The following is a 14,087-nucleotide window of genomic DNA, read 5'->3' as shown; positions in this document are numbered from 1 at the left end:
ACGTCAAGCCGGGGCGCGCGCCGCCAGCATGTAGTTGACGTCCATATCGGCCGAGAGCGACCAGCGATCGGCGAGCGGGTTGTAGGCGACGCCCTGGTGCGAGAACGGCACGAAGCCGCCTGCCACGATCGCCGCCTCGAGTTCGTCGGGGGTGACGAATTTCTGCCAGTCATGGGTGCCGCGCGGCAGCCAGCGCAGGATGTACTCGGCGCCGACGATGGCGAGCGCCCAGGATTTCAGGGTGCGGTTCAAGGTCGCCATCACCAGGAGCCCGCCGGGCTTGGCGGCGGCACAGCAGGCGCCGACGAAGGCCTCGACATCGGCGACATGCTCGACCACCTCCATGGCGAGCACGATGTCGAAGCGCCGGCCTGAGGCGACCACGGCCTCGATCGTCTCGTCGCGATAGTCGATCGACAGCCCGGTCTTCTCGGCATGGGCCCGCGCCACGGCGATGTTGCCGGCGGCAGGATCGAGCCCCGTCACCTTGGCGCCGAGGCGCGTCAGCGGCTCCGACAGCACCCCGCCGCCACAGCCGATATCGACGATGTCGAGCCCATCCAGCGCCCGCAGCGATTTCGGATCGCGGCCATAATGCTCGCAGGCGAGATCGCGGACATAAGCGAGGCGCACCGGATTGAACTTGTGCAGCACCGCCATCGGCCCCTTCGGATCCCACCAGCTCTTGGCCATGGCATCGAAGCGGGAGACCTCCGCCGGATCGATCGTCGAGCCTTCGCGTGCCGCTGCGCTCATCGTCTTGCTTCCCCGTTTACGCCCGTCCGGCGCCGACCGCATTGACAGTTTTGGCGCTGGCCGTCATCTACACCCGCCCTTCGCCCGGCGCGAGGGGACGTTTCGTCCCGGCCTGTGCCGGGGCAGTCTCGAGAGCCTTTGGATGTCATGGCCCGTCTGGTGATGAAATTCGGCGGCACGTCCGTCGCCACCGTGGAGCGTATCAAGAACGCGGCCCGCCACGTCAAACGCGAGTTCGACGCCGGCCACGAGGTCGCCGTCGTCGTCTCGGCGATGTCGGGCAAGACCAATGAGCTGGTCGCCTGGGCCAAGGAAGCCGCGCCGAACTTCGATCCGGCCGAGTACGATGTCGTCGTCGCCTCGGGCGAGCAGGTCACCTCCGGTCTGATGGCGCTGGTGTTGCAGGAGATGGGCCTGCCGGCGCGCTCCTGGCAGGGCTGGCAGATCCCGATCTACGGCTCCGACGCGCACAGCGCGGCAAGGATCGAGAGCGTCGACGGCGCCGGCATCCTGGCCGGTTTCGACCGCAATCGCGAGATCGCCGTCTGCTCCGGCTTCCAGGGCATCAATCCGCGCAGCCATCGCATCGTCACGCTCGGCCGCGGCGGCTCGGATACCAGCGCGGTCGCGCTCGCCGCCGGCCTCAAGGCCGACCGCTGCGACATCTACACCGATGTCGACGGCGTCTACACCACCGATCCGCGCGTCGTGCCCAAGGCCCGCCGCATGGACAAGGTCTCCTTCGAGGAGATGCTGGAAATGGCCTCGCTCGGCTCCAAGGTGCTGCAGGTGCGCTCGGTCGAGATCGCCATGGTCCAGCGCGTGCCGACCTATGTCCGCTCCTCCTTCGACGACCCAGACAACCCCAATCCAGGCACCCTCATCTGCGACGAGGACGATATCGTGGAACAGCAGATCGTCACCGGCATCGCGTTCTCGCGCGACGAAGCCCAGATCACGCTCCGGCGCGTGGCCGACAAGCCCGGCGTCGCCGCGGCGATCTTCGGCCCGCTCGCCGATGCCAACATCAATGTCGACATGATCATCCAGGTCGTCTCCGACGACCAGGCGACCACCGACATCACCTTCACCGTGCCGACCGGTGATTTCGAGCGGGCCAAGGCCCTGCTCGAATCGAAGCACGAGACCATCGCCTACCAGTCGCTGCAGGGCGCGACCGAAGTGGTGAAGATCTCGGCGATCGGCGTCGGCATGAGGAGCCATGCCGGCGTCGCGGCTCGCGCCTTCCGGGCGCTGGCCGAGAAGGGCATCAACATCCGCGCGATCACCACCTCCGAGATCAAGTTCTCGGTGCTGATCGACGCGGCCTATACCGAGCTCGCGGTGCGCACGCTGCACTCGCTCTACGGGCTCGACGCCGCCTGAGCGTCGGGGCGGTCCAGCGCCCTCACCTCCAGAAGGGCGTCGCGGCCGCGAATTTCCGCCAGCTCTTCAGCAGCGCCTTCGCGGCCTCGAGCTCGTGACGGCGCTGCCAGCCGAGTACTGCGCCGGCGGCGAAATCGACCCCGGGCCGGAGCTGGCCGCCGCGCAGCGCGCCGAGCAGCGGATAGGTCGTCGCAACATCGTTTGCGACGCCGAGCGCCTCCTGCAGCCTCGTCAGCCTTGCGAGATATTTGCGCGCCGCCGACTGCCCGGCATAAAGTGGCAGAAAGAACTCGGCCGTATAGCGCAGCTTCTTCAAGGCGAGCCTGAGCTCGTGCCGGGCCTCGGGCGGCAGCCTGGCGAAATGCCGGCCGCGTCGCAGCACCTTGCGATGGCTGCGCGCGAGCACCCTGCCGGCAAAACTGCCGACCGGCTCGGCGAGCACCGTCAGCGCCGCGCTTTCAATGCCGTTGCGCCAGCCGCGCCGCTCCAGCACCGCACCAAAGCCGAGCAGGAAGCGATTGACGCTCCGGCTAGCGAGCGCGGCGTGAACGGCCACATAGCTTTCGGCCTGCTGCGGCACCGCCGCCTCGCTCAAAGGCGAGAGATCGACCCCGTCCAAGCCTTCGGCGGCGATATCGGGCAGCGTTTCGGTGATGAACACATCCCAGTTGCGCGCCGGGCCGAGGACATGGGCGAGATGCTTGGCATCGGCCGCGATCGGCTCCAGGGCCGGAGGCCCCAGTTCGCGCCGGAGCAGGGTGAAGGCGGTGCGCAGGCGGCGTAGCGAAACGCGCATCTGGTGCACGGCTTCCGGCGAGCCGGCTTGCATCGCCGGGCCGAGATTCGCCATGAGATGGCGGTAGCCATTGCCCAGGATCGCGGCGATGGCGGCATCGACATTGTCCTGCGCGGAAAGCGTGACGGGCTTGGCCTTCTGTGCTTGGGCCGCCGTCCCGAAAGCCAGCCGGTGCCCGCGCGCCGCCTTGCTCGCCGTCTCGATCTGCAGAGGCGCGAGCTCCAGCAGGGCAAGGCCGAACTCGTAGAGTGCCGCCGCATCGCCTGACTTCAGCTCGAGCTCGACCTCGCAGAGCGGCAGGTTCTTCTCGCCGGCCTCGATCGTGCCGTGGTCGAGTGCGATCTCGATCTCGGCTCCGGCGAAATCGAGCTTCTGGATACGCCGACGCACCTTGGTGGCGAAAGCCGGCGCCAGCGAGGTCGCGGGAAGCGAGACGAGCGGCTCGCCGATCTCAGCCAGCGGCAGCAGCGTGAGGTCGAGCCGCCCCTCCGGCGACGGAACCTCCCATTCGTCACGCGCCAGCGGATTCTCGCCCGCCTTGGCCCGCTTCAGAGTCTGGATATGGCGCCGTCCGCTGCGGCGCAGGCGCAGGGACAAGCCGTGACGATCGAGCAGGCAGTCGGGCGTGTCGTAATAGGTCGCCTCGAGCCGACGGACGATGCCACGATTGCGCGCATGCCGCGCGATCAGCTCGGCATCGCGCAGGACGCTCAGCGCTTCCGCCGAGCAAGCCAGCTTGAGCTCGACCTCGCGCGGCGCGACCGCAGGCGGCGGCAGCTCCTCCGCGACGGGCTTTGCGGCATCCTGCTCCGGTGTGGCTTCCAAAGCGGCTCCCCTGCGAGACTGCGGCTGCTGACGCGGCGGCGAGACTAGCCTCGCAGTCAAGCGGCTGTCACCCCGTCCTTCCGGACAGCAGCGGCTGCGCCGAAATGCCTATGGCCAAGCGCCCGCTCGCCCTGCGAGATTGGCGGAGCTCCCGCGGACCCGTCTTTCCTTCCATGCGCATTGCCGTTCTCTCGGACATCCACGCGAACCGCGAGGCGTTGCAGGCGGTGCTGGAGGCTGTCGAGCGACTTCGCCCCGATCGGCTGGTTCTGCTCGGCGATCTCGTCGGCTATGGTCCGGATCCCGGCTTCGCCGTCGAGATGGCACAGAAGCTGGCCGCGGCCGGCGCGCTCTGCGTGCTCGGCAACCATGACGAGGCGGCCGTGCACGGGCCGTCCGGCATGACGGCACATGCTCATGAGGCGGCGCTCTGGACGCGGACGCAGCTGTCTTCAGAGCAATGCGCCTTCCTCGCCGCCCTGCCGCTGACGGCGACGCTGGCAGGCGCTCTTTTCGTCCATGCCAGCGCCCGCACGCCGCAAGCCTGGCCCTATGTCACCGATGAGCGCAGCGCCGGCCAATGCCTGGCCGCCAGCGAGGCGGCGCTGATCATCTGCGGCCACACCCATCAGCCCGCGCTGTTCTACGCCAGGCCCGGACACGAGCCGGTGCGGTTCACCCCGCGCCGGAACCTCGCCGCGCCGCTATCGGCACTGCGGCGGCATGTCGTGGTGGTCGGCGCCGTCGGCCAGCCGCGCGATGGCGACCCGGCCGCCTGTTTCGCCCTGCTCGACACCGAGCGGGCCGAGGTGACGATGGTCCGCGTGCCCTATGACAGGCAGGCCACCGCCCGAAAGATCGCCGCCGCCGGCCTGCCGGAATGGCTCGGCATGCGCCTGCAGATCGGCCGCTGAGGGAGGAACCGGATGGAGAAGCCGCAGGCCGGCACGGCGATCGACGGTTTCACGCTGACGGAAAGGCTGAAGGCCGGCGGCATGGCGACGCTCTGGCGGGCGACCCATCCGGACGAGACAGCGCCGCTGGTGCTCAAGATCCCCTTCTTCCACCCGGGCGACGACGTCTCGGCGATCCTCGGCTACGAAGCCGAGGCGCTGATCCATCGCCGGCTGGCCGGCCCGCATGTGCCGCGCTTCGTCGCCGCCGGCGATCTTGCCCGCACGCCCTATATCGCGATGGAGTTCGTCGCCGGCACGAGCCTGGCGGAGACGATGCGCCGCGCGCCGCTGCCGGCAGCCGAGACCGCGCGCATCGGCGAAGCGATCGCCGTCGCCCTCGCCGAACTCCACCGGCAAGGCGTGGTCCATCTCGATCTCAAGCCTGAGAACGTGATGATGGTCGGGAACCGGGCAGTGCTGCTCGATTTCGGACTGGCGCATCATGTCGAGCTGCCGGACCTGCTCGGCGCCGAGAGCACGATGCCGATGGGCACGGCCGCCTATATGGCGCCCGAGCAGGTGCTGGGAGACCGCTCCGACCCGGCGAGCGACCTCTTCGCGCTGGGCTGCCTGCTCTATCAGATGGCTTCGGGAGAGGAGCCTTTCGGCCGGCCGCAGAGCGTGGCCGGCATGAAGCGCCGCCTATACCACGCCCCGAAGCCGCTCGGGAGCATCAATGCCGAGACGCCGGCCTGGCTCGAGGAGATCGTCCGGCGCTGCCTCGAGGTCGATCGCGGCCGGCGCTATGCCGATGCGAGCAAGCTCGCCTTCGACCTGCGCCATCCCGAGCAGGTCACGGTGGCACGCCGGCGCCGCGTGCGGCCGCACGGGCTCTGGCAGCGCCTCGTCGCCCTGTTCCAGAAGCGCGACGAGCAGGAGATCACCGGCGCGCCGACACAGGTGCGGCGCAAGGCCGGCCCGTCGATCATCCTGACGGCGGTCGACCTTTCGGAGGGCGAAGGACCACTCGCCGGCGCGATCCTGGCCGAGACCAGCCGGCTGCTCGCGGCACGCGAGGATTCCTGGCTCGCCTGCATCACCGTGCTGCGCACCGAGATCATCGGCGAGACCAAGACTGTCGATGCCGAGGGCCGTTCGCTCTACATCAAGCGGCTGGTGGCGCTGAAGGACTGGGCAAGGCCGCTACACCTGCCGGAGGAACGCGTCAGCTATCACGTCATCGAAGCGGTCAGCGCCGCCGATGCGATCCTGCGCCATGCCGAGCGCAACGACATCGACCATATCGTCGTCGGTGCCCGCTCCTCCTCGGCCGTGCGCCGGCATCTCGGCAGCGTCTCGACCAAGGTCGTCGCCGAGGCGCTCTGCTCGGTCTCGGTGGTGCGGCTCAAGACCGGAGAGCCGGACTGAGCGACGTTGCGCGTTGACCTTCCTCGGCGCCCCCCCGAATATGCCCGCCATGTCAGCCGGCCCCGCCTCCGCTCCGCCCGAATTCGACCCCACCAGGCTCGACGCGTTCCTGCGTTCCGCTTTGCCCGACCGGGCCGCCGGCCGGCTGGAGTTGGAGCGGATCAGCGGCGGGCAGTCGAACCCGACCTTCTTCGCCTCCTATCCGGAGGCCGGCACGCGTCTCGTCCTACGCAAGAAGCCGCCCGGCCCGCTCCTGCCCTCGGCCCATGCGGTCGAGCGCGAATACCGCATCCTGAAGGCGCTCGCCGGCTCGGCCGTGCCAGTGCCGCCGGTCTTGCTGCTGCACGAGCCGGAGGATGTCGTCGGCACGCCGTTCTATTTGATGGAGCGGCTGGAGGGCCGTGTCTTCCACGAGACCGCCCTGCCCGGCGTCGCGCCGACGGATCGCCGAGCGATGTATTTCGCCATGGCCGAGACACTGGCCGCGCTGCATGGCTTCGACTGGCAGGCGGCAGGCCTCGCCGATTTCGGCAAGCCGGGCAACTACTATGCCCGCCAGCTGGCGCGCTGGGGCCGGCAATGGCGCGAAACCAAGACGCAGGACATTCCGGCGATCGACCGCGCCATCGACTGGCTCGGCGCCCATCTCGACGAGACGCCGGACACCACCATCGTCCATGGCGATTTCCGGATGGGGAATCTGATATTCGCGCCCGCGGAGCCGAAGGTCGTCGCCGTGCTCGACTGGGAACTCTCGACGCTCGGCCACCCGCTTTCCGACGTCGCCTTCTCCTGCCTGCCCTGGCATTCGACACCGGAGATGTATGCCGGCATCGTCGGGCTCGACCGGGAGGCGCTCGGCATACCGACGCAAGCCGAATACATCGACCGCTACTGCGCCGCCGCCGGCCGGACGCAGGGACCGGGCCGCTTTCACATCGCCTTCTCGTTGTTCCGCTTCGCCGTCATCCTCGACGGCATCGCGGCGCGGGCGAAGACCGGAAACGCCGCGGCCGAGAACGCCGTCGCGGTCGGCGCGATGGCGGCGAGCTTCGCGCAGCGTGCCGCGAGCGTGATCGAGCGCAATGACGTCTAGGTTCGTTCTTGTTGTCATTCTCGGACGGAGCGAAGCGCAGACCCGAGAATCTTCGGACGAGAAGGCGCCGAATGGCGCCTCTTCCGGCCTGAGATGCTCGGGTCAAGCCCGAGCATGACGCATTGGGATTGAGGAGAGCACCATGGATTTCGCTTATTCGGCCAGGGTCGAGGAGCTGCGCACGAGGCTGCAGGACTTCATGGACGCCCATATCCAGCCGGCCGATGCCGCCTGGAAGCATGAAGTCGAGGCCGGGCGCTATCCGACCGCACTGGTCGACGGGCTGAAGGCGCGAGCGAAGGAGGCCGGGCTCTGGAACCTGTTCCTGCCGGCGCTGAAGCAAGGCGAGCCGGGCACGCGGCTCAGCAATCTCGAATATGCGCCGCTGGCCGAGATCATGGGCCGGATCTTCTGGTCCTCGGAGGTATTCAACTGCAACGCCCCCGACACCGGGAACATGGAAATCCTGCACATGTTCGCGACGCCGGAACAGCGCGAACGCTGGCTGAACCCGCTGCTCAACGGCGAGATTCGCTCCTGCGTCGGGATCACCGAGCCGGGTGTCGCTTCCTCCGACCCGACCAATCTGCAGACCACGATCATCCGCGACGGCGACGATTACGTCATCAACGGCCGCAAATGGTGGACGACCGGCGCATTGCACCCGAAGGCGAAGCTCTGCATCGTCATGGGCCTGTCCGACACGGCGCCCGACGCCGACCCGCACAAGCGCCACAGCATGATCATCGTGCCGATGGACGCGCCGGGCCTCACCGTAATGCGCAACCTGCCGCTGCTGAACCACTATTCGATCGAAGGCCATACCGAGACCGACTTCAACAATGTCCGGGTGCCGGCCGCGAACCTGCTCGGCGAGGAAGGGGCAGGCTTCGCGCTCGCCCAGGCGCGCCTCGGGCCGGGGCGCATCCACCATTGCATGCGCACGATCGGCCAGTGCGAGGTCGCGCTCGAACTGATGATCGAACGCGCTCTCGACCGGAAGGCTTTCGGCCGGCATCTTTCCGACTACGCCAATGTCCAGGACTGGATCGCCGAAGGACGCATGGAGATAGATCAGGCCCGCCTGCTCTGCCTGCGCGCCGCCTGGATGATGGATAAATACGGCAACAAGGCCGCCCGCACCGAGGTCTCGGCGATCAAGGTCGTCGCGGCGCGGCTGCAGACCAAGATCGCCGACCGGGCGATGCAGGTCTTCGGAGCCGGCGGGCTCTCCAACGACACGCCGCTCGCCTTCATCTACAGCTGGGGCCGGGCGCTGCGCTTCATCGACGGGCCGGACGAGGTGCATCTGCGCACCGTGGCGCGGAGCGAGATCAAGAAGCGCAGGGAAAGCAACCGCAGCACCTTCGACGAACAGGGCGTGCTGCGGCCGCATGTGAAGGCGAGCGCGTCCTGCCCCCCCGCATCTCCAGATTGACGCCGTCTTTCCAGGCAAGCGGCGAAGCCGCGCAGCTCCGGAATCCATTTTAGAGCGCGAGCTGGGCGCGTCAGTGCTCTAGGATGGCTTCCGGCGCTCCGCCTCGCTGCTGCCGGAATGACGGGGAGTTGTCGTATAGGTCTGTCCTGACCACTCTCAGCGGCTGAAGATGCCGTGGAAGCGCCCGAGGAAGCTGCGCAGGCGCTCGCTTTCCGGATTGTCGAAGACCTCGGAGGGGCGGCCCTCCTGCGCGACGCGGCCCTGGTCGAGGAACAGGACGTGGTGCGAGACCTCGCGGACGAAGAGCATTTCGTGGCTGACCAGCAGCATGGTCATGCCGGACTCGGCGAGCGCCTGCATCACGCCGAGCACCTCCGCCACCAGCTCCGGGTCGAGCGCCGAGGTGACCTCGTCGAAGAGCAGGAGGCGCGGCTGCATGGCGACGGCACGAGCAATCGCGACGCGCTGCTGCTGGCCGCCCGAGAGCTGGTAGGGATAGTGGTCGCGGCGCTCGGCGAGACCGACGCGGCCGAGCCAGTGCTCGGCGATCTCCTTCGCCTCGGCGGCACTCTTGCCCTGGACCTTGGTCAGGCCGAGCATGACGTTCTGGCCGGCGGTCAGGTGCGGGAACAGGTTGAATTGCTGGAAGACCATGCCGATGCGGGCGCGCTGGGCCGAGATCTTCGTCTCGCTCAGACGCTTGCGGGTGCTGCCGACCATGCGATAGCCGATCGGGTCACCATCGAGCAGGATCTCGCCGCCATCGTGCTCTTCCAGCAGGTTGACGCAGCGCAGGAAGGTGGTCTTGCCCGAGCCGGACGCACCGATCAGCGAGACGACCTGCCCCTGTTTGACGGTGAGGTCGATCCCCTTCAGCACTTCGATCTCGCCGAAATGCTTGCGGACATTGGTGGCCTGGAGCAGGGCTGGCTCGGTCATCGGCAGTCGCATCCCGTTCGGTTCGTTCCACGCGCTTCGGAGCTGGCACCACGCGACGCCATGCTCAGTAGCGCAGATAGGAGGTCTTGCGTTCCAGCAGCGCGCCGAGCTGCGCCAGCGTGAAGTTGATGATCAGGTAGAGAACCACGGTCAGCATGTAGAACTCGACGATCATGTAGTTGCGCGCCATCTGCTGCTGGGCCGAGAGCAGCAACTCGACGACGCCGATGATCGAGAGCAGCGTCGTGCCCTTGACGATCTCGAGCCCGGTATTGACCCAGGGCGGCAGCATGCGCCGGAAGGCCTGCGGCAGGATCACGTAATACAGCCGCCTTCCGAAGGTCAGGCCGATCGCCTTGGCGGCTTCCATCTGCCCGGCCGGCACGGATTCGACCGCGCCGCGGAAGTTCTCGGCGACATGGGCGGTGGCGAAGGCGCCGAGCGCGATCACTCCGGCCCAGAAGGCGGCGACGTTCACGCCGAACAGGGCGAGGCCGTAATAGGTGAACAGGATCAGCACGAGCACCGGGATGCCGCGCATCAGATCGACATAGAGCCGCGCCAGCAGCTTCAGCCACCACCAGCCATAGGAGAGCGCGACGCCCATCAGGATGCCGCAGAAGGTCGCCATGACGATGCTCAGCGCCGAGCTCAGCAGGGTGACGCCGAGCCCGGAGAGCAGCGAGGCGCGGGCCTGCCAGGCCTCGAACCAGAAAGTGCCGGGTGCCATCGAGAAATCCATCGCCGGCTCCCTAGCGGATCGAGGCGTAGCGGCGCTCGACCTGGCGCAGCAAGATGGCGATGAGATAGGCGGTGGCGAGATAGAGCGCGCTCGCCGTCAGCCAGACCTCCATGACCCGGAAGGTGTTGGCGTTGATCTGCCTGGCGATGAAGGTCAGCTCCGGCACCGCGATCGCCGCCGCGAGCGACGTGTCCTTGAACAGCGAGATCAGGTTGTTGCTGACCGCCGGCAGGGTGATCCGGAACATCACCGGCAGCACGACATAGGCCTGGCGCTGCCAGGGCCGCAGGCCGATCGCCTTGGCCGCCTCGACATATTGCTTGGGGATGGAGGAGAGGCCGGCGCGGAAGACCTCGGACATATAGGCGCCGGCATAGAGCGAGAGCGAGAGCACGAAGCTTTCGGTCTTGTCCAGGAAGGTGATGTCGAATTCCGGCAGGCCGAAATAGAGGAAGAAGATCAGCAGCAGCAGCGGCGTGCAGCGGATGAACTCGACATAGGCCCAGACCGGCACCGAAAGCCATTTCTTGCCGGAAAGCCGGGCATAGGCCGTCAGGATGCCGATGATGCAGCCGATCGCCAGCGAGATCACCGCCAGCCAGAGCCCGAGCAGCAGGGCGTCGATCAGCTTGTCCCAGTTCCGCGCGATGACGGACCAGTCGAAATGGTAGTCGATCATGGCAGTCGCGAAGGTCCCGAAAGCGGCGGGCCGGATGTCCGGCCCGCCAGCGCCACGTTGCGCTCAGGCGAATGCGGGATCAGGCGAATTCCTGCGGGAAGCCGACCTTCGGGATCGGCAGCTCGATGCCGAACCACTTCTTGTAGGAGGCGGCGAAATAGTCGAAATCGACGCCCATCATCGCCTCCTTGTAGACGGTGTTGACCCAGTTCAGCCAGATCGGGTCACCCGGCTTGACCGCCGAGGCATAGGAGTTCGGCATCCAGCCGAAGCCGGAATCGACGAAGCGGCCGGGCGCCTGCTGCATCAGCCAGCGCATCGCCGACTGGTCCTGCATCGAGGCGTCGATGCGGCGGGCATTGAGCGCCTGCATCGCCGCGTCCGGGCTGTCGAAGGCGTCGACCTTGGCCTGCGGCAGAGCCTTGCGGATCCATTCTTCCAGGAAGACATTCTGCATGCCGCCGACGGTGACGTCCTTGCCGGCCGCCTTCAGCTCCTCATAGTTCTTGAACTTGCCGCCCCGGGCCAGCATCAGCAGGCCGACGCCCTCGCGGTAATAGGGGAAGGTGAAGTCGACCTGCTGGGCTCGACCGGGCGTCACCGTCATCCATTGCACGACGATGTCGACCTTGTCGGTGACGAGGCTGGGGATGCGGGCATCCGAGCCCTGCAGCACGAACTCGACCTTCTCGTAATCGTCGAACAGGCCCTTGGCCAGGAGCCGGGCGAGATCGATATCCATGCCGACCAGCTTGCCGCTGGCGTCCTGAAAGTGCCAGGGCGGGTTGGTGCTGCCGGTGCCGACGATCAGCTTGCCGCGCTCCTTGATGATGTGGAGCTTGCTCTTGGCTGCGGTCTGGGCCTGCGCCGCGTTCGGCGTCAGCAAGCCGCTCGCCGCCGCGCCGATCGCCGCGCCGGCGAGGCCGAGACCGAACAGGCTGCGTCGCTCCAGGGTCAGGGCTGCCTCCTCTTTCGGGGTCGCGGCGCCGTTCGAAACGCTGTCGTCATGAATGCCCATCGCGTATCCCCTTTTCTCTTGTTCCCTGCAGGCGCAAGCCCGCGGCACGACAAGGTTTGCAAGAAATCGGGCCGCTGCAAAGCCAGATAATGCGGCTTGACGCTGAGGAATTTCCGGCCAAACTCAGGCCTGTGCGAGCGCGCGCTCGCAGAGTTCGGCGACCGCAGCCACGTCGCCGGGATCATCGACCTCATGGGTCCGGACCGGCATCTCCTGATAGATCTTGCCGTCCTTGAAACCATGTCCCGTCACCATGCAGACGACGCGCGAGCCGGGCGGCAGATCGCCCGCCGCCAGCAGGCGCGGCAGCGCCGCGATCGGACTCGCCCCGGTCGGCTCGGCATAGACGCCCTCGCTGCGGGCGAGGCGCTGCATCGCCGCGCGCAATTCGTCGTCGCTGACGGAGATCGCCCGGCCGCCGCTCCGGCGGACCAGCTTCAGCGTATAGGCGCCGTCGCGCTCATAGCCGATCAGCGGGTCGCTGATCCCCGAGGCGATGGTCTGCGGCATGCCCCAGGCGGCGACCTCTTCGGCACCGAAATCGAAGGCCTGCACGATCGGCGCGCAGCCCTGCGCCTGCACGGCGATCAACCGGGTCGTGGCGCCGGCATCGGCGATTCCCTGCCAGACACCCTTGACCAGCGGGCCGCTGCCGGTCGGCACCAGGACATGACTGGGCGCGCCGCCGAGCTGCGCGACCAGCTCGGTGCCGACGGCGGTGAGGCCGGCCACGGCATAGGGGTTGATGAAGGTGGTGGTCAGGTTGGCGAAGCCGTGCCGCTCGGCGAGAGCGAGCGCGAGATCATAGGAGCGGCTGTAATGCCCCTCGACCAGGAGCAGGAGCGCGCCATAGGCCGCGATCTGCGTCACCTTGCCGAGCGGCGTATGCGCCGGCACGATGATCACTGCCGGAATGCCGGCGCGCGCCGCATAGGCGGCGGTCGCCGCCCCGGCATTGCCCGAGGAGGCGCAGACCACCTTGCGGACGCCGAGCGCGAGCGCCCGGCCCATGGCACTGGCGACGAGACGATCCTTGAACGAGCCGGACGGGTTGCGGGTCTCGTCCTTCAGCCAGATCTCGCCCGAAAAGCCCGGCAGCGCCGCCTCGATCCGGTGGGCCCGGAGCAGCGGCGTGACGCTCTCGCCGAGCGAGACCCGCTCCGTTCCGTCATCGCCGACGGTCTCCAGAATGCCGCCGCAGGCCTTGCAGCGATAGAGCAGCACCGGCGGATAAGCCGTCGCGCAATCGACGCAGCGCAGTTCCATCGCGAGCACTCCCCAGGGCTGTCGGCCGGACGCCTCACCCCTCGCAAGGCCGCCATCGCCCCAGCCTAGACCGAAAAGGAAAGCCGTGGCTGCCCCCCGATTTTTCGGGGCGGCCCCGCGTCTTCGGGGGCCTCGGGGGAAGGAGTTGGGTAGGTCGCAAGCGATCACTCGGCCGCGACAGGCGGCCCGGCGAGCTGGACCGCGACCGTGCCGAACCAGCGCGTCTCGACCTCGAAGTGCAGGGGCAGCGGAAAGGCGCCGCCCTCGCGCAGCGCGATCAGGACCGAGCCCTTGAGCGGTCGCCTAGCGACTTCGCGATCGTCCTCGTGCCGGAGGCCGGCGATGGTCCGGACGGTGAAGCCGCAGTTCAGCGCGCGGCCATTCAAGGAGCCCTGGCCGCTCAGTTGCACCATCGCCGACGAGGTCATGACCGCGACCGAACGGCGGCGGCCGTCATAGATCGCCGTCGAGCCGTCGCAGCTTTCCGTCTCCGCCACCTTCTTGAGCATCCCGGCGACGCCGGAGAGCGAGTCGACCGTGCCGCGGATCTGTTCGGGCGGCACCGCCTCGCGATCCTCATTCGACGGTTCCTGCCGCCGGATCGTCGGCACGCCGCGCTGATAGTGCAATTCGCTGACATAGGTGCGGCCGCGCCAGGAGCCGTTCGCCTGGTAGTGGCCCGCCCCCGTTAGGTGGCCCGGTTCTAATCTAGTGCATGGTGGGCTTGGCGGCCACGGTTGAGATGGCCGGCGAAGCGGGTTGGGTTTGCGCAGCCGGCCAGACCACAGCGACCGGTGCTGGCGGCTTGTAGCCGAGCGAGGA

The 14,087-nt window shown here is 67.8% G+C and carries 13 protein-coding genes; 5 read left to right on the top strand and 8 right to left on the bottom strand.

Annotation, left to right across the window (positions count from 1 at the left end):
• Positions 1-3 precede the first annotated feature (3 nt).
• Positions 4-756, bottom strand: a complete 753-nt coding sequence (gene ubiG, locus J0J10_RS17385) for a bifunctional 2-polyprenyl-6-hydroxyphenol methylase/3-demethylubiquinol 3-O-methyltransferase UbiG (protein WP_291647763.1) — start codon at positions 754-756, stop codon at positions 4-6.
• Positions 757-903: 147 nt separating this feature from the next.
• Here ubiG and J0J10_RS17380 point away from each other — a divergent pair, with 147 nt between their 5' ends.
• Positions 904-2,142: an aspartate kinase gene (locus tag J0J10_RS17380; RefSeq protein WP_291638264.1), complete on the top strand. Its 1,239-nt coding sequence runs from the start codon at positions 904-906 to the stop codon at positions 2,140-2,142.
• Positions 2,143-2,164: 22 nt separating this feature from the next.
• Here the strand turns inward: J0J10_RS17380 and J0J10_RS17375 are convergent, their stop codons facing one another.
• Positions 2,165-3,763: a CYTH and CHAD domain-containing protein gene (locus J0J10_RS17375; RefSeq protein WP_291647762.1), complete on the bottom strand. Its 1,599-nt coding sequence runs from the start codon at positions 3,761-3,763 to the stop codon at positions 2,165-2,167.
• A 173-nt stretch (positions 3,764-3,936) separates the two neighbouring features.
• Between J0J10_RS17375 and J0J10_RS17370 the strand changes: the two genes are divergently transcribed.
• From J0J10_RS17370 to J0J10_RS17355, 4 genes are all read left to right on the top strand, one after another.
• On the top strand, positions 3,937-4,677 hold the full coding sequence (locus tag J0J10_RS17370; RefSeq protein ID WP_291647761.1) for a metallophosphoesterase family protein: 741 nt from the start codon (positions 3,937-3,939) through the stop codon (positions 4,675-4,677).
• Positions 4,678-4,689: 12 nt separating this feature from the next.
• Positions 4,690-6,087 (top strand): bifunctional serine/threonine-protein kinase/universal stress protein, encoded by a 1,398-nt coding sequence (locus J0J10_RS17365; protein WP_291647760.1) that lies wholly within the window; start codon positions 4,690-4,692, stop codon positions 6,085-6,087.
• Positions 6,088-6,136: 49 nt separating this feature from the next.
• Entirely contained in the window at positions 6,137-7,183 is a 1,047-nt protein-coding gene (locus J0J10_RS17360) for a phosphotransferase family protein (RefSeq protein ID WP_291647759.1), read from the top strand.
• 142 nt (positions 7,184-7,325) lie between these two features.
• The gene (locus J0J10_RS17355) at positions 7,326-8,621 is read left to right on the top strand and encodes an acyl-CoA dehydrogenase family protein (protein ID WP_291647758.1); all 1,296 of its coding nucleotides are present in this window, start codon (positions 7,326-7,328) and stop codon (positions 8,619-8,621) included.
• A gap of 156 nt (positions 8,622-8,777) precedes the next feature.
• Here J0J10_RS17355 and J0J10_RS17350 read toward each other — a convergent pair whose 3' ends face one another.
• The 6 genes from J0J10_RS17350 to J0J10_RS17325 form a co-directional block, all read right to left on the bottom strand.
• A complete protein-coding gene (locus J0J10_RS17350; protein ID WP_291647757.1) occupies positions 8,778-9,560 on the bottom strand; it encodes an amino acid ABC transporter ATP-binding protein in 783 nt (260 codons plus the stop codon).
• A gap of 64 nt (positions 9,561-9,624) precedes the next feature.
• Positions 9,625-10,302: an amino acid ABC transporter permease gene (locus tag J0J10_RS17345; RefSeq protein ID WP_291638257.1), complete on the bottom strand. Its 678-nt coding sequence runs from the start codon at positions 10,300-10,302 to the stop codon at positions 9,625-9,627.
• Positions 10,303-10,312: 10 nt separating this feature from the next.
• On the bottom strand, positions 10,313-10,978 hold the full coding sequence (locus tag J0J10_RS17340; protein WP_291638294.1) for an amino acid ABC transporter permease: 666 nt from the start codon (positions 10,976-10,978) through the stop codon (positions 10,313-10,315).
• A gap of 82 nt (positions 10,979-11,060) precedes the next feature.
• A complete protein-coding gene (locus J0J10_RS17335) occupies positions 11,061-11,999 on the bottom strand; it encodes a transporter substrate-binding domain-containing protein (protein WP_291647756.1) in 939 nt (312 codons plus the stop codon).
• A 123-nt stretch (positions 12,000-12,122) separates the two neighbouring features.
• A complete protein-coding gene (gene thrC, locus J0J10_RS17330) occupies positions 12,123-13,265 on the bottom strand; it encodes a threonine synthase (RefSeq protein WP_291647755.1) in 1,143 nt (380 codons plus the stop codon).
• A gap of 164 nt (positions 13,266-13,429) precedes the next feature.
• The gene (locus J0J10_RS17325; protein WP_291647754.1) at positions 13,430-13,876 is read right to left on the bottom strand and encodes a hypothetical protein; all 447 of its coding nucleotides are present in this window, start codon (positions 13,874-13,876) and stop codon (positions 13,430-13,432) included.
• Positions 13,877-14,087 lie beyond the last annotated feature (211 nt).

The sequence above is a fragment of the Allobosea sp. genome, from assembly GCF_017308075.1.
Taxonomy (GTDB): Bacteria; Pseudomonadota; Alphaproteobacteria; order Rhizobiales; family Beijerinckiaceae; genus Allobosea.
The sequence above is the reverse complement of the archived record's forward strand: the minus strand, read 5'-3'. Positions and strand labels throughout refer to the sequence as shown.

Coding starts and splice junctions, on each gene's coding strand:
- ubiG (WP_291647763.1), bottom strand. CDS start 756: ATGAGCGCAGCGGCACGCGAAGGCTCGACGATCGATCCGGCGGAGGTC.
- J0J10_RS17380 (WP_291638264.1), top strand. CDS start 904: ATGGCCCGTCTGGTGATGAAATTCGGCGGCACGTCCGTCGCCACCGTG.
- J0J10_RS17370 (WP_291647761.1), top strand. CDS start 3,937: ATGCGCATTGCCGTTCTCTCGGACATCCACGCGAACCGCGAGGCGTTG.
- J0J10_RS17365 (WP_291647760.1), top strand. CDS start 4,690: ATGGAGAAGCCGCAGGCCGGCACGGCGATCGACGGTTTCACGCTGACG.
- J0J10_RS17360 (WP_291647759.1), top strand. CDS start 6,137: ATGTCAGCCGGCCCCGCCTCCGCTCCGCCCGAATTCGACCCCACCAGG.
- J0J10_RS17355 (WP_291647758.1), top strand. CDS start 7,326: ATGGATTTCGCTTATTCGGCCAGGGTCGAGGAGCTGCGCACGAGGCTG.
- J0J10_RS17350 (WP_291647757.1), bottom strand. CDS start 9,560: ATGACCGAGCCAGCCCTGCTCCAGGCCACCAATGTCCGCAAGCATTTC.
- J0J10_RS17345 (WP_291638257.1), bottom strand. CDS start 10,302: ATGGATTTCTCGATGGCACCCGGCACTTTCTGGTTCGAGGCCTGGCAG.
- J0J10_RS17335 (WP_291647756.1), bottom strand. CDS start 11,999: ATGGGCATTCATGACGACAGCGTTTCGAACGGCGCCGCGACCCCGAAA.
- thrC (WP_291647755.1), bottom strand. CDS start 13,265: ATGGAACTGCGCTGCGTCGATTGCGCGACGGCTTATCCGCCGGTGCTG.